The 25,353-nt window shown below is 59.6% G+C and carries 27 protein-coding genes; 13 read left to right on the top strand and 14 right to left on the bottom strand.

What is annotated here, in order from left to right; genetic code table 11:
• Positions 1-182 precede the first annotated feature (182 nt).
• The 3 genes from AC13DD_RS09605 to AC13DD_RS09595 are packed head-to-tail and all read right to left on the bottom strand — an operon-like array spanning position 183 to position 2,573.
• Positions 183-854, bottom strand: coding sequence for an ATP-binding cassette domain-containing protein (locus AC13DD_RS09605; protein ID WP_092030423.1), 672 nt, complete (start codon positions 852-854; stop codon positions 183-185).
• On the bottom strand, positions 847-1,623 hold the full coding sequence (locus tag AC13DD_RS09600; protein ID WP_092030425.1) for an ABC transporter permease: 777 nt from the start codon (positions 1,621-1,623) through the stop codon (positions 847-849). The genes AC13DD_RS09605 and AC13DD_RS09600 overlap by 8 nt, the downstream gene beginning before the upstream one ends.
• On the bottom strand, positions 1,620-2,573 hold the full coding sequence (locus AC13DD_RS09595) for an ABC transporter substrate-binding protein (RefSeq protein ID WP_482931081.1): 954 nt from the start codon (positions 2,571-2,573) through the stop codon (positions 1,620-1,622). The genes AC13DD_RS09600 and AC13DD_RS09595 overlap by 4 nt, the downstream gene beginning before the upstream one ends.
• 334 nt (positions 2,574-2,907) lie before the next feature.
• Here AC13DD_RS09595 and AC13DD_RS09590 point away from each other — a divergent pair, with 334 nt between their 5' ends.
• Positions 2,908-3,585, top strand: a complete 678-nt coding sequence (locus AC13DD_RS09590) for a response regulator (RefSeq protein ID WP_062786421.1) — start codon at positions 2,908-2,910, stop codon at positions 3,583-3,585.
• 79 nt (positions 3,586-3,664) lie between these two features.
• Here the strand turns inward: AC13DD_RS09590 and AC13DD_RS09585 are convergent, their stop codons facing one another.
• From AC13DD_RS09585 to AC13DD_RS09570, 4 genes are all read right to left on the bottom strand, one after another.
• Entirely contained in the window at positions 3,665-5,926 is a 2,262-nt protein-coding gene (locus AC13DD_RS09585) for a hybrid sensor histidine kinase/response regulator (RefSeq protein ID WP_482931083.1), read from the bottom strand.
• Complete coding sequence (gene nosP, locus AC13DD_RS09580; protein ID WP_062786416.1) at positions 5,904-7,073, bottom strand: nitric oxide-sensing protein NosP; 1,170 nt, start codon at positions 7,071-7,073, stop codon at positions 5,904-5,906. The genes AC13DD_RS09585 and nosP overlap by 23 nt, the downstream gene beginning before the upstream one ends.
• Before the next feature lie 239 nt (positions 7,074-7,312).
• The gene (locus AC13DD_RS09575; protein ID WP_104270852.1) at positions 7,313-8,413 is read right to left on the bottom strand and encodes a porin; all 1,101 of its coding nucleotides are present in this window, start codon (positions 8,411-8,413) and stop codon (positions 7,313-7,315) included.
• A gap of 187 nt (positions 8,414-8,600) precedes the next feature.
• Complete coding sequence (locus tag AC13DD_RS09570) at positions 8,601-10,007, bottom strand: WS/DGAT domain-containing protein (protein ID WP_473977842.1); 1,407 nt, start codon at positions 10,005-10,007, stop codon at positions 8,601-8,603.
• A 361-nt stretch (positions 10,008-10,368) separates the two neighbouring features.
• On the opposite strand from AC13DD_RS09570, the gene AC13DD_RS09565 reads away from it, so the two are divergent.
• Together AC13DD_RS09565 and AC13DD_RS09560 are read left to right on the top strand one after the other, a co-directional pair.
• A complete protein-coding gene (locus AC13DD_RS09565; RefSeq protein ID WP_482931080.1) occupies positions 10,369-11,292 on the top strand; it encodes an alpha/beta hydrolase in 924 nt (307 codons plus the stop codon).
• 83 nt (positions 11,293-11,375) lie between these two features.
• A complete protein-coding gene (locus tag AC13DD_RS09560; protein WP_053113119.1) occupies positions 11,376-12,125 on the top strand; it encodes a DUF8198 family protein in 750 nt (249 codons plus the stop codon).
• A gap of 20 nt (positions 12,126-12,145) precedes the next feature.
• Here the strand turns inward: AC13DD_RS09560 and AC13DD_RS09555 are convergent, their stop codons facing one another.
• Positions 12,146-12,424, bottom strand: a complete 279-nt coding sequence (locus AC13DD_RS09555; protein ID WP_014578400.1) for a polyhydroxyalkanoic acid system family protein — start codon at positions 12,422-12,424, stop codon at positions 12,146-12,148.
• A 125-nt stretch (positions 12,425-12,549) separates the two neighbouring features.
• Between AC13DD_RS09555 and ubiE the strand changes: the two genes are divergently transcribed.
• The 9 genes from ubiE (at position 12,550) to AC13DD_RS09510 (ending at position 18,719) form a co-directional block, all read left to right on the top strand.
• Positions 12,550-13,341 carry a bifunctional demethylmenaquinone methyltransferase/2-methoxy-6-polyprenyl-1,4-benzoquinol methylase UbiE gene (gene ubiE / locus AC13DD_RS09550; protein WP_014578401.1) on the top strand — a complete coding sequence of 264 codons (792 nt, stop codon included), beginning with the start codon at positions 12,550-12,552 and terminating at the stop codon, positions 13,339-13,341.
• Positions 13,341-13,982, top strand: coding sequence for a ubiquinone biosynthesis accessory factor UbiJ (locus AC13DD_RS09545; RefSeq protein WP_104270851.1), 642 nt, complete (start codon positions 13,341-13,343; stop codon positions 13,980-13,982). The genes ubiE and AC13DD_RS09545 overlap by 1 nt, the downstream gene beginning before the upstream one ends.
• A complete protein-coding gene (gene ubiB / locus AC13DD_RS09540; protein ID WP_273043893.1) occupies positions 13,979-15,622 on the top strand; it encodes a ubiquinone biosynthesis regulatory protein kinase UbiB in 1,644 nt (547 codons plus the stop codon). Before AC13DD_RS09545 ends, ubiB begins: the two co-directional genes overlap by 4 nt.
• 27 nt (positions 15,623-15,649) lie before the next feature.
• Positions 15,650-16,066, top strand: a complete 417-nt coding sequence (hisI, locus tag AC13DD_RS09535; protein ID WP_008170988.1) for a phosphoribosyl-AMP cyclohydrolase — start codon at positions 15,650-15,652, stop codon at positions 16,064-16,066.
• 12 nt (positions 16,067-16,078) lie between these two features.
• Positions 16,079-16,408: a phosphoribosyl-ATP diphosphatase gene (locus AC13DD_RS09530; RefSeq protein WP_014578404.1), complete on the top strand. Its 330-nt coding sequence runs from the start codon at positions 16,079-16,081 to the stop codon at positions 16,406-16,408.
• An 88-nt stretch (positions 16,409-16,496) separates the two neighbouring features.
• Complete coding sequence (gene tatA, locus AC13DD_RS09525) at positions 16,497-16,736, top strand: Sec-independent protein translocase subunit TatA (RefSeq protein WP_014578405.1); 240 nt, start codon at positions 16,497-16,499, stop codon at positions 16,734-16,736.
• 11 nt (positions 16,737-16,747) lie between these two features.
• A complete protein-coding gene (gene tatB, locus AC13DD_RS09520) occupies positions 16,748-17,221 on the top strand; it encodes a Sec-independent protein translocase protein TatB (RefSeq protein ID WP_273073168.1) in 474 nt (157 codons plus the stop codon).
• On the top strand, positions 17,218-18,003 hold the full coding sequence (gene tatC / locus AC13DD_RS09515; protein ID WP_014578407.1) for a twin-arginine translocase subunit TatC: 786 nt from the start codon (positions 17,218-17,220) through the stop codon (positions 18,001-18,003). Before tatB ends, tatC begins: the two co-directional genes overlap by 4 nt.
• Positions 18,000-18,719, top strand: coding sequence for a 16S rRNA (uracil(1498)-N(3))-methyltransferase (locus tag AC13DD_RS09510; protein ID WP_273157251.1), 720 nt, complete (start codon positions 18,000-18,002; stop codon positions 18,717-18,719). The genes tatC and AC13DD_RS09510 overlap by 4 nt, the downstream gene beginning before the upstream one ends.
• A gap of 13 nt (positions 18,720-18,732) precedes the next feature.
• Here the strand turns inward: AC13DD_RS09510 and AC13DD_RS09505 are convergent, their stop codons facing one another.
• From AC13DD_RS09505 to AC13DD_RS09485, 5 genes are read right to left on the bottom strand one after another with little or no spacing between them, the layout of a single operon-like run.
• Positions 18,733-19,647, bottom strand: coding sequence for a DUF808 domain-containing protein (locus tag AC13DD_RS09505; protein ID WP_273157253.1), 915 nt, complete (start codon positions 19,645-19,647; stop codon positions 18,733-18,735).
• 19 nt (positions 19,648-19,666) lie between these two features.
• Entirely contained in the window at positions 19,667-20,890 is a 1,224-nt protein-coding gene (locus tag AC13DD_RS09500) for an FAD-dependent monooxygenase (RefSeq protein WP_482931079.1), read from the bottom strand.
• Positions 20,883-22,166, bottom strand: a complete 1,284-nt coding sequence (ubiH, locus tag AC13DD_RS09495) for a 2-octaprenyl-6-methoxyphenyl hydroxylase (protein ID WP_104270845.1) — start codon at positions 22,164-22,166, stop codon at positions 20,883-20,885. Before ubiH ends, AC13DD_RS09500 begins: the two co-directional genes overlap by 8 nt.
• Before the next feature lie 6 nt (positions 22,167-22,172).
• A complete protein-coding gene (gene pepP / locus AC13DD_RS09490) occupies positions 22,173-23,492 on the bottom strand; it encodes a Xaa-Pro aminopeptidase (protein ID WP_104270844.1) in 1,320 nt (439 codons plus the stop codon).
• Between the two features lie 26 nt (positions 23,493-23,518).
• A complete protein-coding gene (locus tag AC13DD_RS09485; RefSeq protein ID WP_014578413.1) occupies positions 23,519-24,118 on the bottom strand; it encodes a UPF0149 family protein in 600 nt (199 codons plus the stop codon).
• A gap of 136 nt (positions 24,119-24,254) precedes the next feature.
• On the opposite strand from AC13DD_RS09485, the gene AC13DD_RS09480 reads away from it, so the two are divergent.
• Positions 24,255-24,818 carry a ZrgA family zinc uptake protein gene (locus tag AC13DD_RS09480; protein ID WP_273043883.1) on the top strand — a complete coding sequence of 188 codons (564 nt, stop codon included), beginning with the start codon at positions 24,255-24,257 and terminating at the stop codon, positions 24,816-24,818.
• Between the two features lie 6 nt (positions 24,819-24,824).
• On the opposite strand, the gene AC13DD_RS09475 is transcribed toward AC13DD_RS09480, so the two are convergent.
• Positions 24,825-25,346: a DUF3299 domain-containing protein gene (locus AC13DD_RS09475; protein WP_104270842.1), complete on the bottom strand. Its 522-nt coding sequence runs from the start codon at positions 25,344-25,346 to the stop codon at positions 24,825-24,827.
• Between the last annotated feature and the right edge of the window lie 7 nt (positions 25,347-25,353).

Genomic DNA, 25,353 nt, shown 5'->3' with positions numbered 1-25,353 from the left:
AGGACGGCAGGCGCGGATCTTCCATCAAGGCCAGAGGCGACAAAGCCGCCTCATCAAACAGGCCGGATATACGGGCGCAAACCTGTCCCTGACATTGAGTGCTGAGACCTTGCAAACGGGGAGGAGACCATATACGGATTAGCAAAGCGTAATCCGACAGACTGCGGACACCCTCGATCAACCTAAGAGCCCGTCAAATCCAGATCACGAAGGCGCCCAAGAAGCCCATCGACCAGCCCAGGCTCTGCCAATACATCGTCCCACTGCAGTCGCGCAGGCTTGCCGTCGAGATACCATAGGCGGTTCGCCAATATCTCAGCATCCCCGCCATCATGGGTAACACAGATCATCGCCATATCAGGTTGCGAGTTCAGGATTCCGGCGATCAAGGCTTTCAGTTCGCCGGCCATGATGGGGTCCAGCGAGGCAAACGGCTCGTCCAGCAAGAGCAAGTCCGGTTTCACCGCCAGGCAACGGGCCAGGGCGGCTCTTCGGGCCATACCGAGTGACAGTTGGTCCGGGAGATAATGGCCGTATCCGGCCAGGCCAACCTGGCCCAGCAACGTCCCGGCCTCGTCATCGCTGGCACCAACCAGCCTGAGATTGGCGTGTAAAGTCCGCCATGGCAGCAGGCGATGCTCCTGAAACAGGTAGCCCACCCGGAGCTGCTCCCGGCCGATAACGGCGCTCTCTGGCACCGATTTATCGAGACCGGCAATGGCGTTCAGTAACGTGGTCTTGCCGATTCCCGAGGGTCCCAGCAGGCAGATGCGGTCGCCTCGCGAAACGGTTGCGAATACCTCTCCGAGCACCGGCTGGCCGAAATCACGGCCGGCGATTCTGAGTTCAAGCATGAGCGGCCTCCGGCTGGCGCCAGCGGCTGGATCGACGCTCGAGGGGCTGCAGGATGGCCAGCTCGATCAGCTGGACGACGGCTATAAAGGCCAGGCTGTAGGCCAGAATGGCGGCCACGTCGAATACCTGAAACGCCATATGCAGCTGGAAGCCGACGCCACTGGAGCGGCCCAGCAGTTCCACCACAAGGACAATCTTCCAGATCAGGGCAAGACCACCCCGGGTGGCGGCCATGAGGTAGGGAAACAGCTGCGGCACCCACACTTCACGCAACCGTTGCCAGCGGGTGAACTCGTAAACGGTGGCCATTTCCTCAAGCCGGTAGTCGAGGCTGCGGGCGCCTTCGCGAACCGTCACCGCAACGTTGGGCACTTTGTTGATCACGACCGCCATCACGGCAGCCACTTCCACCAGGCCGAACCACACGTACATAAGGATGATGGTGACCAGCGCCGGCAGGTTGAGTAACAACACCAGCAGGGGATCGAACAGGGCATTGGTGGTTTGTGACCGGCCCATCACAATGCCGATGGCGGTGCCAATCGCCATGGCCAGAACAAAGGCGACCACCACGCGGGCCAGGGTCGCCCCCAGGTGATGCCAGAGCTCGCCGGACGCCGACTCCCGAACCATGGTGTCCAGTACGTTCGCCGGCGTTGGTAAAAGGGGCGACTGAAGCAGCCAGGCCGTCAGCGCCCAGAGCACGACAAACGAGGGCAGAACTATCCAGTAGCTCCAGAGCGGCGGGCGGCCGGTAGGGCCTTTCACGGCTGGCTCCGGTAAAACAGATTGGCGGGCATCAGGCGGTCCGGGTCGGCACCTGTGAGGGTCATCAATCGCTGCAGGTCTGCAATACGCTGTTCTGTTTGTGGCGCAGGCGTGCCGGCGACGAAGCCCTCGCGCAATGCCGTGAAGACGCCATCTTCAGGATTACCCATCAGGGGACGCAAGCGTTGCCAGGGTGATTCACTGTCCGCCAGCTCGGCTTTGGCCTCTTGAAGGGAGGCCGCGAAACCATCTATCAACGATCCATGATCGGTCGCCCATTTCGCAGAGAAGACATAACCCAGCACCGGCAGGTTGCGATCCAGGTCCAGCTCAGTGAGCAGATCGGCCATGCTGAAGGCCGACCGCCAGCCGCCCTCACCCCGGAGACGGGCCGCGAAATGCCAGTAGGTGACGATCACGTCTACCTGTCCCCGCTTGAGAGCCTGGCTGAGCAGCGGCGGAGCAGCGAACTGGATCTCTGCGGATTCGTCCAGATTGATACCCTGCCGCTCCGCGACTTTCTGGAGCAGTATCCAGCCCTTGCTGTCCGGCCCGCCGGCTACGCCGATGCGCTTGTCCGCCAGATCCGCCACCGAGCGGATCGGGGAAGTCTCGGCGACAACGATATCGCCGATCTGGGATGAAAAAGGCACATAAAGGTAGGGCGCTCCTGCCTGAAACCTGGACTGCGCCCACAGCAGGTCGGCCACTGCGCCATTCACCGAACCGCTGGTGACCGCGAGCCTGGAGGCCGGCAGGTTGGCCACCGGTTTCAGGTCCAGCCGATAGCCATTCTCCCGATCCAGTTCCCGATGCAGGATATGGTCAAGCTCCCAGTGGGCCGTGCCGAACTGCAATACGCTGACGGACAGTACGGGCAGCTCAGAGGCTCCCTCCCCGGTCTGGGCACCACCTGCGAGGCTGAAGATAAGACACACCAGGGCGGTCACTCCCTTTTTGATCCAGCGATCGGCAAGAGAGGGTTGGGAGACTAGAGTTATTGTTGGTTGTAGGCTCATTGCTCCACGATACGAAGCCCACAGCCCGGCAAGAATAGTACTTTGGTGCCTGTTTTTTGGTGCGATGGTCGCATTCAACCCGACACCAGGATGGCGTGTAATGAAACCATCACAATAATAAACAGAGGATCGACTCCGACTCCGGCGATTCTCTGCACAGGAGGCCGCTATGCTGAACGAGCTCGATGCCGCACTCTCTTCCGAAAACCGTTATCATGATTCGGAAGCCATTCCCGACACTGAAAACAAACAGGTAGACCCATCCATGGAGCCGGCTTACAAGATCCTGATTGCCGACGACCACCCACTGTTCCGGGAAGCCATCAGCAGCGTTATCGCCTCTGGCTTTGAGGGCAGCGAGATCATCGAAACCGACGATCTGGACAGCGCTCTCGACATTACCCGTGAGAATGACGACCTGGACCTGATCCTGCTGGACCTGAACATGCCCGGCATGCATGGTCTTAACGGCCTGATCACCCTGCGCAACGAAGCCCCGACGATTCCGGTGGTTATTGTCTCTGCCGAGGAAGACAAGCAGGTGGTGCTGCAGGCCATTACCTACGGCGCCTGCGGCTTCATTACCAAGTCCTCGCCCAGGGCCCAGATGACCGAGGCCATCCAGCAGATCCTGAACGGCAATGTCTATCTGCCTTCGGACATCATCCGAACCGGCAAGGAGAGCAATACTCGTCGTAGTCGCAATGAAGACAACCCGATTTCACCGGAGCTGCTCAACTCACTGACACGTCGGCAGCTGCTGGTGCTCGAGCGCATGTCCAAGGGCGAATCCAACAAGCAGATCGCCTATAACCTGAACATCGCCGAGACCACGGTGAAGGCCCATGTATCAGCGATACTTCGCAAGCTCGGGGTTCACAACCGCGTGCAGGCGATTCTCTCTGCCAGCGATGTGGATTTCAGTCAGTATCTGAAGCGGTAATAAGGTCAGGGTTTGACAGGCTAAAAGCAAAAAGGGTCAGGTGACATGTTCATCTGACCCTTTTCGTATGAGACCGCAGTCAGCTTCTCAGTAGATGACTCAGCGCACTGCGCAGCTTCAGAGGCTTCACCGGCTTGTTCATCAGCAGGTGCCCAAGTTCGCGGATATGCTGCTTGAGTTCATTGGTGTAGTTAGCCGTAATCATCACCACTGGCGCCGGACATCTCCGGCGGCCATTGATCTCCGCCACCACATCCACGCCGTTTTCATCGTTGTCCAGATGATAGTCCGCCAGGATCAGGTCCACTGCACTGGTAGCCGGATCCAGCTGACGCTCGAGATCCTCAAGGGACACCGCCGTCACCACCTGGCAGTCCCAACCTTCGAGCAGGGTTTGCATGCCCTGGCAAATAGACTGGTCATTGTCGATCACCCAGATCCGGGCACCGCCAAGACCACTATCGAAAGACGCGGCTCGATTCTGGTCGGCACCCGGTTGCCGGGGTTTCAGTTTGCCGACCGGGACCCGGACGCTGAAGACTGACCCCCTGCCCTCGATGGAATTCACCGTCACCTCGTGCCCAAGCATGCGGGATATCTTGTCCACGATGGCCAGACCAAGCCCAAGGCCTTTATCGGGTTGTGAGCCAGCCGGACGGATGCGTTTGAATTCCTGGAAGATCTCGGTGAGTTTGTCCTCGGGAATACCAGGGCCGGTATCCCACACCTGCAACAGGACATGGTCCTTTTGTCGACGGCAGCCAAGCAGAATCCGGCCATTGCCGGTATAACGGATGGCGTTGGTCAGGAAATTCCGGAGGATCCGAGCCAGTAGCTGGGAATCCGACTCCACAATCGCGGAGCTGGCAACGAAATCCAGTTGCAGCCCCTCGGCCGTGGCCATCTGCCGGAATTCCCGGGCGATGTTATTGAGCAAGTCCCGAAGATCAAAGGCGGTGACATCCGGTTTGATAACGCCGGCATCGAGCTTGGAAATATCCACCAGGGTGCCCAGAAGGTTTTCGACGTCATCCAGAGAGGTACTGACCGACCGAACCAGGCCTTCCGCCTTGGGCCCGAACGACTGTTCCAGCAGAGCACTGGTAAACAACCGTGCGGCATTCAGAGGTTGCAGCAAGTCGTGGCTGACCGCAGCGAGGAACTTGGTTTTCGAGAGATTGGCCCTCTCGGCCTCCAGCTTGGCATCCCGAAGGCGGGCCTCTACGGTAGCCCGCTCGGTGATTTCCTGGCGTAGCTGGTTGTTCAGGCCGGTCAGGGCCGCGGTGCGCTCCTTCACCCGTCGCTCCAGGTTGTCATAGGCCTGTTCCAGTGCCAGGGCGGTCTTGCGGCGGTCGGTGATGTCCCGGATCAACACAAAGAAACCGATGATGTCTCCCTGCTCATCGAAATTGGGAACGTAGGAGCGCAGCATGTGGCGCACCTCACCCTGCTCACCGGTCTCCTCGAATTCAAACGTGACATTGTGGCCGTCCATGACATCGAGGATCTGGGGAAGTAGGCGCTGGTAGAACTCGGGCGAATGTACCTCGTTGAGACGCTTGCCGAGGGGCGACTCACCTTTGCGCCCGTACCAGGACTCGTAGACCTTGTTGCAGAACTGGATGGTCATATCGGCCCCGATGTAGGCAATCAGCGCCGGCACATGATCGGTCACCACCCGAATCCAGCGCTCGCTCTCTTCGAGCGCTTTGATCCGCCGGGCCATTTCGCTGTTCTTCACATCGGTGATGTCGGAGTAGAGCACGACCAACCCGCCTTCCCGGGTCGGTCTCTCGGTAACCTGAACCCAGCGGCCGTTGGCCAGCAGAAACACCACGCCTTCCGAATCCGGATGGCTGTGTTCCTCCAGAACCAGACCGCAGGCCACCGCCTGCCGCTTCACGTCTGAAATCCGGGTGCCTTGGCCTGGCGCCTCAACACCGGCATGCCGCCAGTAGCTCCGGAACCGACTGTTGCTCTGGATCAGGCAATGCTGGTTATCAAACAGCACAAAGCCGTCGGCAATGCTCTCGATGGCATCGCTCAACCTCTGGCGGGTTGTCTCGGCTTCTTCCCGGGCCCGATTCAGGGCCTTGTTGCTGCCCTTGAGCTGTTCCATGGCCTGGTTCAACGCCTCGGTTCGCTCCCGAACCTGCTCGGCAAGCACCACCGAGTGCTCGAAGGCCGCGTAGGGCTCCGGCTTATGGGCAGAGCCGGACTCCACCCGGACAATCAGGGCATCGCGAATCCGCCGCAGGCGCTCGTTCTCCGCCTCAAGTTCGGCAATCCGGAGATCCCGCCTGTCTTCAACGGGTGCTTCAATCTTGTCCGGAACGGACATCAGGCTGGCCAATGACCACCCCCGTAAACGTCTGGTTGATGTGCATACCGTCGAACTGCTCGCCGTACGTGTTAAAGCCAATCACATTGTGGTGGCGGAGGAACTGGGAGACCGCTTCCACCTCCCCGGTGAGTTCAGCCTCCAGCCTGCGCAGAAAACAATCGCAGCCGATGGTCACCAGAGGTGGCCCCACAACCCGTTCTGCGGCTTCTATCTGGGTACGAACGCTGTCCAGCAGGGATTCCGGCTCCATGGCCGTCATCACGATTCCGGTTTCCACGGCGCAATAGAAAGTCAGACTCTTGTCCGGGTTCACCCGCTGCACCGAGCGGACAAAATAGTGGCCGCCGATTTTCACCCCCATGGGCCGTAGCGCGAACACCTTGCGATCCAGTGCTTCGACATCCACGCCAACGGCTCGGGCATAGGCATCGGCCGCCGGCTCTGCATTAAGCTCGAATACCGTGCGGCTTTCCGCGCAGGCGTCCGTCACCACCAGCTTTTCACTGCGTTCGACCATGTGGTGCGTGGAAAATACCCGGAAATCCAGCGGTGTATTTACCAGCAACACCGTGGCAGCTCCGGTATGGAACTGGCCGTCGTAGAACACGTGGGTGTTGGCCAGACGCTCATCGTCGCCGGCAGAACCGCCAAACTGGGGAATGGTGCCAAGGGCCGAGTTGAGCGTTGCCAGCACCAGCTCTTCACGGCTGGACAGGCCGTCCAGCAGCGTGATGGCAAAGGTGTTGCCTTTGACCGGCGCGAGTCTGGCATCCCGGCAGGTCGAAAGCAGGCCGTCGATTACCCCCTGGGCATCCTGCAGGGTGAATCGGTCCAGCTCCCGGATCAGCGCGCAATCAATGGCGAAATAGCGGCTGTCAAAGCCGATGGCGGTGATGCATCCACGTCCGTAGCCGTCCGGAGTGATCTCCCCGGCCGAAGTGCAGCCGCAGACGCGCACACCCTGAAAACTGTGCTCAAGGGCACTACCAAGTCGACCCAGGTCGTATTCCGCAGAACAGAAGAAGAGTACACAGCCAAGATGCTCGTGGCTGAGCTGGCTGGCGAGATTGGTGGCGGCCAACATGGGATCGCGAACGCTGGAGCTCGCTACCCGGACCGCAGGCAGGGTCGTCGCTGGCTTCATAAACGCGGTTCCCGAAAACGGATGACTTTTCACCGATTCTACGGCATCCGCAAACGCAGCCAATGCGACTTCAGTGCTTTTAATCGGCGCGCCAAAATGATTGTAAGCCATTGATTAAACTGCCTCCTGAATCAATGCCTGGTGGCGCTGCCGGTTTGCCTCAAGGCAAACCGGCACTTTAGTCTTAGACAAACCAGCGCAGCGAGAGGCCTCCTGCCACCCGCAACGCCAGGTAGGGCTTAGAACATCACGATGGCGCCAAGGGCGATGGTGTCCGCCTCAGTGGTGGTTGCACCGGTGGTGCGGTTGTTGTCTTCGTACATGTTGTACTCGGCAACCAGCTTGAAGTTGCTGTTTACATCGTGGAAGAACCCGAGCGTTGTGCTCTCGGTTTCCAGATTCAGGATTTCAGCGTCCGTCTCGCCGTAGGAAAGCACAACGCGATTGGCACCGAAGGCATAGGAGCCCTGAACCAGGAAGCCGTCGGCATCGTCTTCGGTCACCGCACCGTTGCCGATCAGAACCGGATTATCTCCCTTGGAAGTAAAACCGGAAGCGGCCAGGGTCAGTCCCGCGACCGACGCCTTGATACCGTACCCGAGGCCCGTGCTGTCGACGGTTGTCGTGCCGTTCTCGGCAGACTGGTAGCGGCCGTTCACCCAGCCGGTCAGGGCCACGTCGTTCAGGTTGGCGTTATAGGTTACCTCGGACTCGAAGCGGGGTGCGGCGTTTTCATCGTTGGCGCCGGTGACCGTATCGGCGGGATCCAGCACACCGGCCGCGACTTTGAGGCCGCCCATATCCGGCGAGCGATAGGTAATCTGGGCGGAGGGTGTCGGGTAAGGATAGCCTGCGCGGATATTGCCGAAGGAAACGCCACCGGCAACGCCCGGGGAACCGAATCCCATCAGGATTTCGTCGAGGAAAATGTTGGAGCGGGCATACAGGCCGAAGTCCTTACCAATCAGCACCTGACCAAAATCGCCGTCTACCGTGGCATAGAACTGACGCACGTCGATGGCGGTGTCTGTGGGTGAATCAAGACTGTCATTGATGGTGGTCCAGAACGAAGAACGTCCGCCCAGGGTCAGATCACCCATATCCTTGCTGAAATTGAAGCCGATGGTGTTCGGCAGGAAGCCCATCTTGATGCGGGAATCCCGAACGTCGTTCTGCTTGTCGTCACGGTTTACGTAGAATGCGTTGAAGTAGCCATCCACGGAAAAGCTGGTGCCGTCCTGGTTATACAGCTCAACAGCGGCATTGGCTCCTGCGCTGGCGCCCATGGCCGCTGCCATGGCAATCGCTAACCCTGACTTTCTGACGTTATTGTTTTTCATAGTTCCCCCGGTTGTTTTTGGAAATCTGGGATCGGAGGCCCGGATCATCCGGACGCCCCAGGCGCGGTCTGTCGCCTGAATTCCATGGTCGGTGATGCAAGGGAGGGGGAAAATGCTTCGACGGAGCAGGTTTTCTGCTCATTTGGGAGGCACTTGAATTGAAACTTTGGGAGTACGACCCGGCGGATCAGTCGCCGGGGAACTGAGCCAGTTCCTGCAGGCAGTCGTTGAGGAAGTCTTCGGGGTCGGCCATCACCGCCTCATCGGCAACGACGCCAAACTGCACCTGGTCGGCGTAGCTGACAATGCTGATACCCAAACCGATATCCCCGGCCTGGGGCACCCAGAACATCTGTTCGGTTATCCGGCAGCCGGCAATATACCGGGCCTCCGGAGTGCCGGGCACGTTGGACACCACGGCACTGGCCTTGCGGTAGAACACCTCGGCCAACGGCTCCCGCCAAGGCTCTGGAACAATCGTGGCGCTGGCCGCGAGACCCCAGGCAATGCCGGGCTGCCAGCTTTTCTTAAGACGGCGGGTTTCGTGCTTGATGCGGAAAAGTCGCTCGAGGGGACTTTCACCATCCACCGGCAAAGGTACAAACACGGTGCCAAAATAATTGCCCAGCGCGCCGGGTGCCGGCTTGAGCTCCTCGGGCAGGCGACTGCGAATATCCACCGGTACGGCGGCATGCAGCACGGCTTCATCGAGGTCCTCGCCTTCAATGCCCAGGCGGGTGCGCACAGCCGCCGCCACACAGCTCAGCAACACATCGTTGATGGTTACATTGGTAGCTCGGGCAATGTTTCTGAAGCGGTCGAGGGGCACTGGCTCGGACCAGCGACAATGTCGCCTCCCCAGCAACGGCTGCCTGAGATCCGTCGCCGTGTCTTCCGGCTCCACCAGGAACTCCGAAAATTCATTGACCAGCTTCAGGCTCTTCTGGGCGACCCGCTCCAGCAAGCGACCCGCGTCCTGCCATTGATTACCGGCGGACCGGTCTGCATTGCCAGCACCGTGGGATTCTTCAGAAGGCTCTTCGGATGCCATCAGTTGCCCGAACCAGGCCTTTGCCGCAGCCGTCCAGCGTGACAGCTCCGCGATTTCGGGGGCGCCGTAAATGGCGGGATGCTGCTGGGGAGAGGATGGGCACAGTCGGTCAAAGATGCCCAGCAGAGACAGGCCATCGGCGTAACAGTGATGAATGCGCAGCAGTAGCACCGCCCCACCCTCGGCATTGGGCGCAAGCCAGAATTTCCAGCGCGGGCGATACATGGGCAGAGGCTGGTTCAGACGCGCGGACACCCATTCCTGAAGGCTGTCGGGCGTGAAACGATCCACAACCACATCAAGGTGGTGGCTAACATCAAACGTCGGATCCTGCTCCCACCACCAGGCAGGTGAGCGTTTGACGGGCATGTACCGGAAACGCTCCCAGGCCATCCAGTACACCCGAAGAAACTCCCTGAAACGGGGCGCAGTGAGCCCATCAACCCGCAGCATCACGGTGATGGTCATGGGGTTTTCCGGGCGCTCCAGGGCCAGCCAGGCCGAATCAGCAGGTAGCAGGAGATGCGATTGCTCGTGACTCAAACCCGAACGTCCCTGGAGAAGTAATGAAGAAAGGGGCCCTGGATCCAATGCCAAGCAGGAGGCGCCCTAAGTAAAAACCGAACTCCGCATTGTGCCAGACAAGCCGCGCCGTCTCCATATGCGGCACCAGCGCACGCTGTTACAAAAAATTACACGTGAGTAACTGTTCAGTCCTATACTGGTTATAAGCCTTGGTGCAATGGTTATTAAACGCTGCCGATCCGTGATCGATTGGCCCTGAGACATCAAAAAATCCGTACTCAGAGCCAGTAACATAACGAGATGATCGGGGTACAAAAGGCTTACCAGCACAACCAAATTCCAACAACAGGCCATTGCCGTGCTGGGTGGGAGAACAGTTATGAAAGCGAGCCATGTTCGCAAGCTGATCAAACCGATTGAAAGCGCCTACTCGGAAATGTTTTCCGGGCATGTGTATCGCGTCGGCAAGGGCGCTGTTTCCGTTCGCAACCACAGCGGCAAAGCGGAGCAGACCGTAATTGGCGTGCACGGCTTTCTGGAAAATCACTGCTACTTCACCCAAGCTTATGAAGCGCCGACCACTGAACTTATCCTGCTCACCTGCAGTAACTACCACATCCCGGTAAACGGCGTTACGCCGGAGACGCCGGAATGGGAAGTGCCGATCAAGCAGTTGGAAGGCACGATCGAGTACGACGCCTGCATTCTTAACCAGGCGCTCTCCAGCCTACCGACTACTCAGAACATCCGGGTTCATGGACATTCCCGTGGCGGAGCGGTCATTCTGGAGGCCATCAAGCAATGGCCCGAGCTCTATGATGACGTGGAAGTGGTACTGGAAGCACCCGTGCTCCCCAACGGCAGGCTGTCGGCGCTGGTGACCACCATTCTGGAACCTGTAAGCCACGGTATGTGGCCCTGGCTGATACGCCTGATCAACAGCGCTCCGTCGTCCGCCTACGGTCAGACCTTCTTTGGCAAGATGAACCCGCGCAAGAAGCAACTACTGAGCAAACTGTTTTCCGCCACCAAGGATCATCTGACCATTGTTCGTAACATCGAGAACATCATGGACTGGATGGCACGGACAGACACCAGCGTCTACAGCCATGTACGCCACGGCACCTTCCTGATCCCTGCGGTCGACCGCATTCTGGATCGCTCATCCATGCTGGCCAGCGCCCGCCAGAGCCCGACCACCATGCGAATCGTGGAAACCGAGGCACCGAGCCACTTCATTACGCTGGACAGCAAGGAATGGGTTCCGGGGTTCGAAACGCTCCCGACAGCCGCGCAGGGCTGACGCCCGGCTTGCACCCTGCTGCAAGACCACTGCAGCTCCGCTAAACTACGCTCTTTTCCTCAGGTTTAGTGGAGCCATCGCCCATGTACCGTGAGCGCCTCGTCGCTACCGAAGCCCGCTCTGAAAGCGCTCGCCGGCTGCAGCAACTGCTTCTGGACTACCATGATTTCCGGCGCCTGAAAGCCGAGCATCCGCTGATGGAACACGCCGTCTCCGTCGCCGACTGGCAGGCGGAGCGGCTGAAGTCGACCCATGAGGATCTTTATCGCCATCCCGGATATCACCACGGCCTCGAATTTCTGCTGACCGACCTCTACGCCCCGGCCGGCATGACCCGCCGGGACGACAATATTGATCGGGTGTTTCCCAAAATGGTGAAGTGGTTGCCAGATAATCTGCTGGACACCTTCGCCGGCCTCGTGGAACTGAACCTGATCACCCAACAGCTGGACCTGGAGCTCGCCGAACTGTTCCATCAGCAAGGTGTGTCTGCGCGGGCAATCACCACGGACGCCTATTGTGCAGCCTACCGGGAGAGCCGACGGCTGGCGCAGAGAGAGAAACAGATTACCCTGGTGGCAGACGTTGGCCAGCAACTTGATCGCTATGTCCGCAACCGCACCCTTGGATGGCTGCTATCGATGACCCGGGGCCCGGCAGAGATGGCCGATCTGACGGATCTGCACAGCTTCCTGCACCGGGGCTATTCCGCCTTCCGGAAGATGGACGATGTGGAGCTACTGATCGACCGGCTGGTTTCCCGGGAGCAGCGGGTAATGCGCAACATTCTCGACCATCACCCGGACCCGTTCAGCCTGCCGGAAAACCTCTGAGCCGGGGATAGTTGGCTGGCTCAGGCCTTGATGATCTGGTCCAGCTGGGAGTGGATTTCCTGCTCGATCCGCGATTTGAAGGGCCGCAGCATCATGCCCAGCTCCAGGTGAATGTGCAGGTCTGTCGGCGTGATGTTCAGGTGCCCCTTGACGCCACTGCGCTTGAACTTCAGGTGGTCGCCTTCCCACTCATAATGCACGTCAAACTGACTGGACAGGTCTTTGGCAAGGGATTCTGCGGCCTGCCTTGCGTGTTCTTGATCCAGGGTGTGCGGGCGATGTACATCAATTACAGACATGAAGCGGTTTTCTCTCGGATTTGGATAGATTTACAGTTTAGGGCGCTATTTAACTCACCGCCACCCTTGTAGCAACCCCGTCAGCGGTTAGAATACGGGGTTCAGATTCTGACAGGACATGCCCCATGAGCGAGCAGCAAACGCCAGCCAACCAGGCCGCAAACAGCAACGGCCAGGACGACGTAACCCATTTCGGGTTTCGCAATGTGCCCAAGAGCCAGAAAGCGAGCCAGGTGGCCGAGGTGTTCCACAGTGTGGCGGGCAAGTACGACCTCATGAATGACCTGATGTCCATGGGAATTCACCGGCTCTGGAAACGTTTCACCATTGAGCTTTCGGGCGTGCGTCCCGGCCACCAGGTGCTGGACATTGCCGGCGGCACTGGCGATCTCACCATGAAGTTTTCAGACCTTGTGGGTCCGTCCGGCAAGGTGGTGCTGGCCGACATCAATGCCTCCATGCTGCAGGTGGGCCGCAGCCGGCTGACCGATCGCGGCTATGCGGGCAACATTGAATACGTACAGGCGGATGCCGAGCATCTGCCGTTTCCGGACAACAACTTCAATGCGGTATCCATCGCCTTCGGTCTGCGCAATGTCACCGATAAAGACCAGGCCCTGCGCGACATGACCCGGGTTCTCAAGCCCGGCGGCAAGCTGATGATCCTGGAATTCTCCAAGCCGACCAATCCATTGCTGAGCAAGGCCTACGACACCTATTCCTTTTCCGCCCTGCCCCTGATGGGCCAGCTCATCGCCGGCGACAGTGAAAGCTACAAGTACCTGGCCGAATCCATCCGCATGCATCCCGACCAGGACACCCTCAAGGGCATGATGGAGAACGCCGGCCTGGTGAACTGCAAGTACTACAACATGACCGGCGGTATCGTCGCCCTGCACGTGGGAATCAAGCCCTGATGTTTCCCGGCCCCACCCTGCTTTCCGCTGTCTCCGCTATCCTGGAAAGTGCCCTGAACCGGGCACTGGAACTGGATCAGGCGGGGCATAGTGCCTTGATGGAAGCGTTGGCGGGGCCGGTTCAGTTCAATATCACCGACCCGATTGCCCTGACCTACACCCTGGACCGGGCCGGAAACCGCGTCCGCGTCGGCAGTCAGCCGGTCGAACAGCCAGCGCTCGAGATCACCGGCAAACCCATCGCCTTTGCAGCGCTGGCCACCGGCGATGACCGGGTCTTTGCCGACGGCCGTCTTGACGTGACCGGCGACACAGCGCTGGCCCATCAGCTGCAACGAGCCCTGAACCAGCTTGAACCGGATTGGGAAGCCGCCATGGCCCGGCACATCGGCGATGTGCCCGCACACTTCCTCGGCCAACGGGTTCGCGGCGCTATCCGATGGAGTCGACAGGCCTTTCAGTCCCTGAATGCCAACATCGAGGAGTATGTGCACGAGGAAAGTCGCGCCCTGCCCGGTCGGCGGGAGCTGGAAGCTACGTTCGAGGATATCGACGAACTGAACCTGCGCACGGAAAGACTGGAAGCGCGGCTTAATCTGATTGAAAACCGCGGCAAGACTGACGAATCGGAGAACCTGTGACCCGCCTGCAACGCCTGTTCCGAATTGCCTGGGTATTCTGCCGTTACCGGCTGGACACGTTCCTGCCTATCGCAGAGCTGCCCGCGCCCCTGAAGGTGTTTTTCCTGCTGGCGCCCTGGCACCTGTTCCCGCAACCGAAGCTCGATCGTGGCGACCGCCTTCGGCTGGCGCTGGAGGAACTGGGCCCCGTGTTCGTAAAGTTCGGCCAGATCCTCTCTACCCGAAGGGATCTTCTGCCGGACGACATGGCGGAATCCCTGAAGAATCTCCAGGACCGGGTACCGCCGTTCCCGAGCAATGAAGCCCGGAGCATTATCGAAACCTCCCTCGGTGCCCCGGTTTCGGACCTGTTTGCCGAATTCAGTCCGGACCCGCTTGCCTCGGCATCGGTTGCCCAGGTGCATGCAGCCACCCTGCGCAACGGCCAGAAGGTAGTCGTGAAAGTTCTGCGACCGGGCATAGAGAAGGTAATCCGTCAGGATCTGGCCCTGATGTACCTGATGGCTGGCCTGCTGGAAAAATACTGGTCCGAAGGCAAGCGCCTGCGCCCGGTGGAAGTGGTAGCCGACTACGATTCCACCATTCACGATGAGCTGGATCTCCAGCGCGAGGCCGCCAACGCCAGCCAGCTGCGCCGGAATTTCGAAAACTCCTCGCTGATCTACATTCCCTTTATCGACTGGGACTACACCCGCAAATCCGTGCTGGTGATGGAGCGGATTCACGGCATCCCCATTGCCGATACTGCGGCTCTGAAGGCCGCCGGCGTCGACATGAAGGTACTGGCTGAAAAAGGCGTGGAAATTTTCTTTACCCAGGTGTTCCGGGACAGCTTCTTCCATGCCGACATGCATCCGGGCAACATCTTTGTGGATACGTCCAATCCCTCGGATCCCCGATATATCGCCATCGATTTCGGCATCGTTGGCACCCTGGCACCGGATGACCAGAGCTATCTTGCCCGAAACCTTCTGGCCTTTTTCCGCCGGGATTATCGGCAGGTTGCGCAGCTGCATATTCAGTCCGGCTGGGTACCGCCCGACACGCCAGTGAACCAGTTTGAGGCGGCCATACGTACTGTTTGCGAGCCCATCTTCGAGAAGCCGTTGAAGGATATCTCGTTCGGCCACTTCCTGTTGCGCCTGTTCCAGACGGCACGGCGGTTCAATATGGAAGTGCAGCCCCAGCTCGTTCTGCTGCAGAAAACCCTCCTGAACGTTGAAGGTCTGGGCCGACAGCTGTATCCGGATCTGGATTTGTGGAGCACCGCGCAACCCTACCTCGAGACCTGGATGCGCAAACGCATTGGCCCTTCGGGGCTGATCAAGTCGCTGCAGTCGCACCTTCCCTCCTGGCTGGAACAGTCGCCGGAAATGCCCCAGCTGGTGCACGATGCGCTCTTGCAACTGCGGCAGGCGGGGCCCACCGAGCCCCAGAACCGGGCAACACTGGCGTTGCTCCGGGAGCAGCAGATCCGTACCGAGCGGCGTTGGCGGCGGGCGACATTGGCGGTACTGCTCATTGCCGGCGGCTTTCTGGGCACTCAGCCCGAGAGCCGGCAGTGGATTGAAAGCGTGCCTGCCTGGAGCTGGGCCCTGTTTGCCGTCGCCGGCGGGCTCATGCTCCGGGGCAGCCGATAACCGATAAAGATTTCAGGATTCACAAAAATGCAAAATAGCTCGGATAACGTCGAGACCCCTGACTGGCTGGATGCCATTCGCTGGACAGAGGACGGCCTGGTTCCGGCCATCGCCCAGGACGCCGACACCGGCGACATCCTGATGATGGCCTGGATGAACCGCGAGTCGCTCAGGCTGACCGCCGAAGAAGGCCACGCCGTATACTGGTCGCGCTCCCGGGGCAAGCTCTGGCGCAAAGGGGAAACCTCGGGGCACCAACAGGTCATCCGGGACATTCGACTGGACTGCGACGAGGACGTCATCCTGCTGAAAGTAGAACAAAAAGGCGGCATCGCCTGCCATACTGGCAGACGCAGCTGCTTCTACCGGACTTTGAAAGACGGTCAGTGGGTCAGCGTTGACCCGGTGATCAAGGACCCCGGCACTATTTACGGCAGCAACTGAGGAGCACGGACTGTGAGCGATGTATTGGAAAACCTGGCGAGGGTTCTGGAGGCCAGGAAAGAGGCAGACCCGGAAACCTCCTATGTAGCCAGCCTCCACGCCAAGGGCCTGAACAAGATCCTGGAAAAAGTGGGGGAAGAGTGCACGGAAACCCTGCTGGCAGCCAAGGACGCAGAGCATTCCGGGGAAACCCGGGACGTGGTTTATGAAACCGCCGACCTCTGGTTCCACAGCATGGTCATGCTGTCGAGACTGGGCCTTGGCCCGAAGGACATCCTGGACGAACTGGCCAGCCGGTTCGATCTGTCAGGCCTGGAAGAAAAAGCGTCGAGGAACAAGTGAGCGGTAATACCTCTAAAGGGGTTTCCGCGTAACGGTTCTGGTAACGTACAATGTCATTGAACAGAAACATTAAAATGAGGACCCCGTAATGGGTATCAGCATCTGGCAATTACTTATCGTACTCGGCATTGTCATTCTGTTGTTCGGAACCAAGAAGCTTCGCAACATCGGCAGCGACCTCGGTGGTGCCATTCGCGGCTTCAAGAAGTCCATGAGCGATGAGGACTCCAAGGCCGAGAACCAGGAATCCCTGGAAGGCAAGGAAGGGGAGCAGCCACAGCAACAAGCGGCGGCCGAAGACAAGCCCCGGGACAAGTCCCACAGCTGAGACCAGGCTGAATGTTCGATATCGGCTTTCTTGAGCTGCTGATCTGCGGCGTCATAGCGCTATTGGTACTCGGCCCCGAGCGCCTGCCTGCGGCTGCCCGTGCGGCTGGCCGCTGGGTGGGTGGTGCACGGCGCATGGTTGGCCAGTTCACCTCGGAACTGGACCGGGAGCTAAAAGCCGGCGAACTCCGCGACGAGCTTCGCAAGGCAGGAGATGTTGGCCTCGACGACGTTCAGAATACCGTGCGTGGCGCCCTGGACGAAGCCAGGAAATACGAGCACATGATCCTGCCCGAGAACGAGACCCAGAAGCCAAGGCCTGCACCTGCGACACGGCGTGTGTCCGGCCAGACAAAGGCCTCCGAGGCTCCAGCGCAGGATCAGCCCGATGCTGGTAGCGCCTCGCAGACGCCAGATTCCGGCTCTGACGGAAACGAACAACCCAAACGCGAAACCCCGCAAAGTCCGCCGGATAATCGTTCATGAATGCAAAACCCGACGGCAACCAGCTGCCTCCGGAACAGCAGGAAATGCCACTGATCGAGCACCTGCTCGAGCTGCGTAATCGCCTACTGAAGATGGTTCTTGCGGTGCTGGTCTGCTTCGCTGCCATTTATCCGTTTGCCAACGAACTTTACCTGTGGCTGTCGGAGCCCATCCGTTCCCTGTTGCCCGTTGGCCAGACCATGATCGCAACAGATGTTACCTCGCCCTTCTTCGCACCGCTGAAGCTGGCCCTGGTTCTGGCTGTGTTCGCTGCCATTCCGATCATTCTCTACCAGCTCTGGAGCTTTATTGCCCCGGGCCTCTACGCCCACGAAAAACGCCTGGCCTTTCCGCTGCTGTTTACCTCGGTCATCCTGTTTTACGCGGGCGCTGCGTTTGCCTATTACGTGGTTTTCCCGCTGGTGTTCGGCTTTTTTACTGCGATAGGCCCCGAAGGCATCGTCGAACTTCCGGACATCACCAGCTACCTCAATTTTGTACTCAAGATGTTCTTCGCCTTCGGTGTGGCCTTCGAAATTCCGATCGCCACGGTGCTGTTGATCCTCACCGGCGCCACCACGCCCGCCGATCTTGCAGCCAAGCGCCCCTACGTGGTGGTGGGCTGTTTCATCATCGGCATGCTGCTGACGCCGCCGGATATTATTTCCCAGACCCTTCTCGCGGTTCCCATGTGGATCCTGTTCGAGGTCGGTATACTGTTCGGGCGGCTGGCAAAACGGGAAGTCGCAGACCCGGAAAGCGATGAGCCCGCCGGCGAATGAATCTGGCTTTACTGTTTGACGAGGATTTCGTGGCAACTGACCGTGCCGTTCTGCGCGGTCGACGCCTGGCGCACCTGCAGTCCGTGATCAAAGTGGTTGCTGGCGACACCGTGCCGGTCGGCCGCGCGGATGGCCAGTTGGGAACCGGCGAAGTTATCCGGCTTACCGATAACGAGGCGGAGCTGCGGGTGACGCTGGGTCAGGCTCCGCCGGCGCCTCTGCCGCTCACCCTGATACTCGCCATGCCCCGGCCCAAGATGTTCCGTCGCATCCTGCAAACCTGCGCTGCCCTCGGCGTGAAGGACCTATGGCTGATCAACAGCTACAAGGTGGAGAAAAGCTTCTGGCAGACGCCGTGGCTCTCAGACGAACAGCTTCGGGAGAACCTCACGCTGGGGCTGGAACAGGCAAAAGATACCCTGATGCCACAGGTGCATATCCGAAAGCTGTTCAAACCCTTCGTGGAAGATGAGTTGCCGGCGCTATTGGCGGATAAACGAGCCCTGGTAGCGCATCCCGGCACAAGCACCCCCTGCCCTGTGCACCTTAACCAGCCAACCGTGCTCTGCATTGGCCCGGAAGGTGGCTTCACGGCTTACGAAGTGGGCAAACTGGAAGAAGCCGGCTGCCAGAGCGTGCATCTCGGCCCCCGTATTCTGCGGGTCGAAACCGCGGTACCGGTACTGGTGAGCCGGCTGTTCGACGCCTGCCTCTAGAGCCCCGGTCTTCTCAGGCGTTCCTCGCCTGCCACCATCGCGTCAGTGGCGTGATAATGGCCACCAGTAGCGCACCTGCCAGCACACCGAACAGGCCATTGGCCACCGTTGGCACGAGCACACCAGCCACACCACTGAAACCCTCGGCAAAGTGATGAATAGCGTCGTATACCGGCGTCAGTCCGTGGGTAAGAATGCCACCGCCCACCAGAAACATTGCCAGAGTGCCCAGAATGGAGAGTGTCTTCATCAGATAGGGGGCCAGCCAGAGAATGCCTGAACCCAATTGCTGGAGCACCGGGCTCTCTTGCTGGCTGAGGTAGAGGCCGCCGTCGTCCAGCTTTACGATCCCTGCCACCAGGCCGTAAACAAAGACTGTGATCATAATCGCAACCACCGCCAGCACCATGAACTGCATGCCGATGGTCTGGGTCGTTACCGTTCCCAGGGTAATGGCAATGATCTCGGCAGACAGAATGAAGTCGGTGCGGATGGCGCCCTTGATCTTGTCTTTCTCGATCGCCCGCAAGTCGACGTCCGGGCTCTTGAGGGCTTCACGCAGCTCGCCCTTGCGCTTCTGGTCCTGCTCCCGGTGCAAAAACTTGTGCACCAGCTTCTCGAAGCCCTCAAAACACAGAAAGGCACCGCCGAGCATCAGCAGAGGCGTTACCAGCCAGGGCATGAAAAAACTGATCGCAAGGGCCGCCGGCACGAGGATGGCCTTGTTGATCATGGAGCCGCGGGCAACCGCGAGGACCACTGGCAGTTCCCGGGCAGGCTTTACACCGGTCACCTGCTGGGCGTTGAGCGCCAGATCATCCCCCAGAACACCTGCGGTTTTCTTGGTGGCGGCTTTTGTCATCAGGGCAACATCGTCCAGAACGGTGGCGATGTCATCGATCAGAACCAGAAGGCTGCTTCCTGCCATTGGACAATTCCTTTTTTATTCAGCCGTTAAGCCCCATGGCCTCGGCAGCTATACGATTTTTCACCGGCCCCATCTGGTTGAGCCAGCGCAGGCCGGTATTTCGCAGCCAGCGGACCGGCAGCTCATCACGGCCGAACAGCTGCTTGAAGCCCTCCATGGCGGCCATCATGGCGAGATTCTCGCCTTTCCGGCGGCGCTGATAGCGCGCCAGAACCAGCTCATTGGCTGGACTCAGGCCCGCCTTTTTGGCTCGCGAAAGCTCATCGAGCAGAGCCCGTATATCTCCGTAGCCAAGGTTGGCACCCTGTCCCGCCAGCGGATGGATGGTATGGGCCGCATCGCCGACGAGGGCAAAACCGGGGGCAATGTAGTCCTTCGCGTGGCGCTGTCGAAGCGGAAAGGCGAAGCGGCCGGAAATGGACTCCACCGATCCCAGCTCGCGCTCAATCGCACGCTCAAGTTCAGCGGCAAAGTCGGTGTCGTCCAAAGCCATCAGACGCCGCGCTTCCCCGGTATCCTGGGACCAGACAATGGAACAGAAATGCTCATCTCCGGACTCTGGCAGCAAGGGCAAAAACGCCAGCGGCCCGGTCGTCGAAAATCGCTGCCACGCGGTGAAACGGTGGCTCTGGCTGGTTTTCACCGTGCATACGATTGCCTGCTGGTCGTAGTCCCACTCACGCGTTGGCAGGCCAACCCAGTGGCGCAGACGGGAATTGGCACCGTCACACCCTACCAGTAGCCCCGCCGACAGGGATCGACCATCCTCCAGCTCAACCGTATAAGTTCCAGACAACCGTTTACAGCCAGTAATCCTCGCGCCATCAATCAGTTCGACCGGACTTTGTTCCAGGGCCCTGAACAGTGATCGCACGATGCTGCGGTTCTCGACAATCGTTCCGAGAGCCCGCGCCTGAAGCTCGGCGGCCTCGAACTGTATACGCCCCGTGCCGTCGCCATCCCAGACCGTCATGGTCTGGTAAGGACAGTGCCGACCGGCGGTCACCTCGGACCAGACTCCGAGTTGCTCCAGCAATTGCTGGCTCGCCACCGAAATGGCACTGACCCGTGGTTCAAAATCGGCAACGGTGGTGGCGGAGTCCGGCGCCTCAACCAGAGACTCATGGCCGGAACCTTCCACCAGCCCCACATGCCAACCCTGTCGTGACAGCCCGAGAGCCAGGGCGGAACCGATCATGCCACCGCCAGCCACAAGAATATCGAACGTTTGCGCCTCACTCATTAGCCGGCGCCTCCCGGTTCAGGTTTCCGGGCCGTTCAATCACGGCCCTGCGGCCGCCCAGGCCCATGGCCTTGCGGGCAAACCAGCGTTTTGCCCCAGGCAACAGATCAAGACCCACCAGGCCGGCATCGCGGGCCGCCGCAACCGGCAGCATGGAATGCCCGAACAAACGAACAAGCGAATCGGAGAAGCGCACCGTCTGTTGCCAGTCTTCCCGATGCAGAGCCTGGTAGCGCTTCAGGACCTCGAGATCGCCAATCGACCTGCCATGCTCTTCAGCCAGGCGGAACTGTTCGACCAGCGTCATGAGCCCTCTCAGCGCGAGATTGAAGCCCTGCCCGGCGACCGGATGCAGGGCATGGGCCGCATTGCCCACCAGGGCAACCCCAGGGCGTACCGGCTCGTCCACCGTCGTCAGGGTCAGCGGGTAATGGTGACAGGCGCCGATGCGGGTAAACCGGCCCAGACGCCAGCCAAACCGGTCCTGAAGCCAACGGCATTTCTCGTCGTCGGGCAGCGCCAGAACCTGCTGCAGAACCTCATCGGATAGCGTCCAGACCAGTGCCGATTGATGTCCGGCTCTGGTCGGTGATCCATGGGGCAAGAGAGCCATGGGACCGGCATCGGTAAATCGTTCAAAGGCAGTGAATCCGTGGCTGTCACTGGTAGAGACATTTGCGATCAGTGCGTTCTGGCCGTAGCTGTGACGATCCGGCCGGAACCCGAGCCTTTCCCGCAGACCGGAACGACCGCCATCTGCAACGACGAGGCAACGGGCCTTCAGTTCCGCGGTCTCTTCACCTTCTTCTGAGAGCTGAACACGGACGCCGCCGGGAATGGGCGTCATGTCCGTTACTTCTGCCGGCGCCCGCCACTGGACGTTGGTATCCAGAAGCTCACGCATCAGACACAGCCCCATCCAGCGATTGTCAGCCACGTACCCGAGCGCCGCCTGGCCATGCTCGGCAGCATGCAACCGTGTGGCGCCGAAATGGCCCCGATCTGAAACATGGATATGTTCGATGGGTGTGGCATGTTCGGCCAGCCTTTGCCACAGCCCCAGCTCCTCAAAGATTAACCGGGAGCCCCACGCCAGTGCGGTTGAACGGGCATCGTAACTCGGCTGGTAACTCTCCGGCAGGGCGTCGGGCGAGAGCGGGAAGGCCTCGACCACGGTCACGCGCAGTGACGGCACCATCCGTGCCAGCGCCAGAGCCAGGGTCGCTCCGGCGAGGCCACCGCCGGCAATGATCAGATCGGTATCAGGCTTGGTCACAGGCTGTCAGTCCGCCATCAGGGCTTCGATTTCGGCAATGGTTTTCGGCACTGCTTCGGTCAGGACCCGGCAGCCGTCTTTGGTCACCACCACATCGTCTTCGATGCGTATGCCAATGCCGCGCCATTTCTCATCCACGTCGGTGTTATCCGGCGCAATGTACAGGCCTGGCTCGACGGTCAGGGCCATGCCGGGTTCCAGCTGGCGCCAGGCGTCACCGACCTTGTAATCGCCGACGTCGTGTACATCCAGCCCCAGCCAGTGGCCGGTTCGGTGCATGAAAAAGGGCTTGTAGGTTTCGTTGGCAATGGCATCTTCCAGGGTGCCGGACAACAGCCCCAGATCAATCAGGCCCTGGGTCAGTACTTCCAGCGCAGCCTCATGGGGCCGGTTCCAGTGATTTTGAGGCGAGACCGCCTCGATGGCCCGATACTGCGCCGCCAGCACCACCTCGTAGAGGGCCCGCTGTTCATTGCTGAACTTTCCACTGACCGGGAAGGTGCGCGTGATGTCAGAGGCGTAGCACTGGTATTCACAGCCGGCATCAATCAGCACCAGATCGCCGTCCTTCAGCGGTGCACTGTTCTCGATGTAATGCAGGATGCAGCCATTGGCGCCCCCGCCCACGATGGAGGGATAGGCCGTAGACCGTGCGCCATGCTCCATGAAGGTGTGGATAAGCTCGGCCTCGAGGTTGTACTCGAAGCCGCCCTTGCGGGCCCGTTTCATGGCCCGGCAATGGGCCTCGGCACTGATCTGGCCGGCCTTGGCCATGATCTTGATCTCGTTGGCGCTCTTGTATAGCCGCAGGTCATGAAGCAGGTGTTCCAGGGCCACAAACTCGCCCGGCGGATGGGCGCCGCTGCGAACCTTGCTGCGAATCATCTTCACCCAGTCCATGACACGGGCGTCAAAATGATCATCCTTGCCAAGGGGATAATACACCCGGCTGCGACCCTCGATCATGCCCGGCAGGATATCGTCGATGTCTGCAATCGGAAACGCATCGTCCAGGCCGTAGCGTTCGATGGCGCCTTCCGGGCCAACCAGGAAACCGTCCCAGAGCTCCTTCTGCGGATTGCGCTCTTTGCAGAACAGTACCGATTCCCCGTGTTCACGGCCCGGAATCAGCGCCAGGACGGCCTCCGGCTCACCAAAACCGGACAGGTAATGAAAATCGCTGTCCTGGCGGAACGGATGCAGCACGTCCCGATTACGAACGCGCTCCGGGGCGGCCGGAATAATCGCAATGCTGTCTGGCGCCATACGCTCCATCAGCTTGCGACGGCGCTCGGCAAACTCCTTTACGGGAATCATGGAGTTCATAGTCTCTCCTGCAATCAGGACCCGGCTCAGTGCAGGGTCGGCGAATCAGACTTCGGTGGTTCGGGGGCGTTGAATTCAGTGAACACGGCGAGCGCCCCCAGCCGGATGTATTCGGTAATCTCCAGCAACTGCTGCTCGCTTTCGTCGTCCGCTTCTTCCTCTTCGGATAGCTGGCTGATGGCCACCATATCCTCGATCAGCTCCCGAATCTCGTCCGGCGCCTGGCCGAGTGACTCGCCGGCCGACAGTGCCATACCCTCGAGAAATCCCCGCACCCAGGAAACCAGGGCTTCCAGCCGCTGCTCAATGGCATAGTCGTCATCCGGCAGTAAAGGATGGAAACTCATGTCTGCTGATTTCAAGAGCTCGAGGGTCTGTTCATAGGCTTTGTTCATGAACGGAGCGAGATCATCGGACTCTTCGGCCGCGTTCTCGGCCAGCCCCATGTGTTCACACACCATCGCCAGCCACTCCGGCTCTTCGATACGCGATCCGGCCGCCAGGCGACCACAGAGCGCGCCGTGCAATTCGGATGGGTGGCTGAATGCCTTGTGAGCTGTAAAAACGTTGGCCCAGCGCTCGAATTCTGCGGCGCGGGCAGCACCGGAAGTGTCGGTTTCTGACATGAAACAGGCGGATCCTGTGTTAATGGATTAGAGGTCTATCCTAGCATTCAGGCGGTGCCAAGGCACTGCCTGTTGATTTTTATCCGGCAAGCGAACAATATGTTATAACGTATCATTTCTGCCGAGAGATAAAGCCATGTCCTTACGAGCCAAAACCTGCTTCTTTCTGGCTGGCGCCGCGATTGCAAGCACTGGCCCTGTGTTTGCCAGCGACAATCCAGGTGCGCACCTGCACGGTCATGCCGAACTACAACTGGCCATCGAGGGAGAGCAGATTGATCTCCTGTTCACATCGCCGGCCTACAACCTGGTGGGGTTCGAGCATCTTGCCCGTTCGGACGACCAGAAAGCACTGGTTAACGACGCAACCAACTGGCTTGGACAGACCCCCCTTGCGAACACCAGTGAGGAGGGCTGCACCGTAATGAATGCGGTAGTGCATCATCAGGCAGGTGGCGATGATCACGGACACAGCCATGGGCATGACCATGATCATCAGGACGAATCATCCCACTCGGATTTCGAAGTCACCCAGACCCTGAGCTGTCCAGGCCTGGGCTCATCCCAGGCGCTTGCAACACCCATTACAACCCGGTTTTCCGGAATAGAGCATCTCGGCGTTCAGTGGGTATGGCCAGAAGGTCAGGGATCAGCCCGTCTGGGCCACGGACAAAGCACGTTTGAACTCCGCAGCCAATGACAGCGTCTATTCTTCGTACGGCTCAACCCCGGTTGCGACCATAGAATAGGAAGACGTGCCGATGTCGTTTTCGGTGCGATCAATGACCAGCTCGCCTTCGATCCACACCGGATCGTACAGGGCTTCGAGCGTGAAACCTTCCTTGTACTTGACGTGAATGATCTGATTGGGGGGCGGTGGCGGCACATGAATACAGGCGCCGTAGTAGGGCACCAGGAAGAACTCCAGGATGCGCATGTCCTCGGTTGTCTTGAGGGGCACCACGAAGCCGGGAATGCGGCCTTCAACATTGCCCATTTCCGGCACAACCCGACCGGTCATGATCTCGTCCGGCAGCAGCGGCGGGCCATCGCCCTCGTGCTCAATCTCTGGCATATTCTCCAGCAGCGCCAGATCCTCGGCGGGCATCAGTTCAAGCCAGTCGATTTCCCGGGTTTCAGTCCGGCCTGTTGATGGAAGTACACACACCAGGGTAAGCGCGATGAAAAAAGGCAGCGCAAAGCGCGAACGTGCCGGGGCAGACATCATTGGACCA

The organism is Marinobacter sp. L-13 (genome assembly GCF_056857715.1).
Note: the sequence above shows the minus strand (reverse complement) of the source record. Positions and strands in the feature narration are given on the sequence as shown.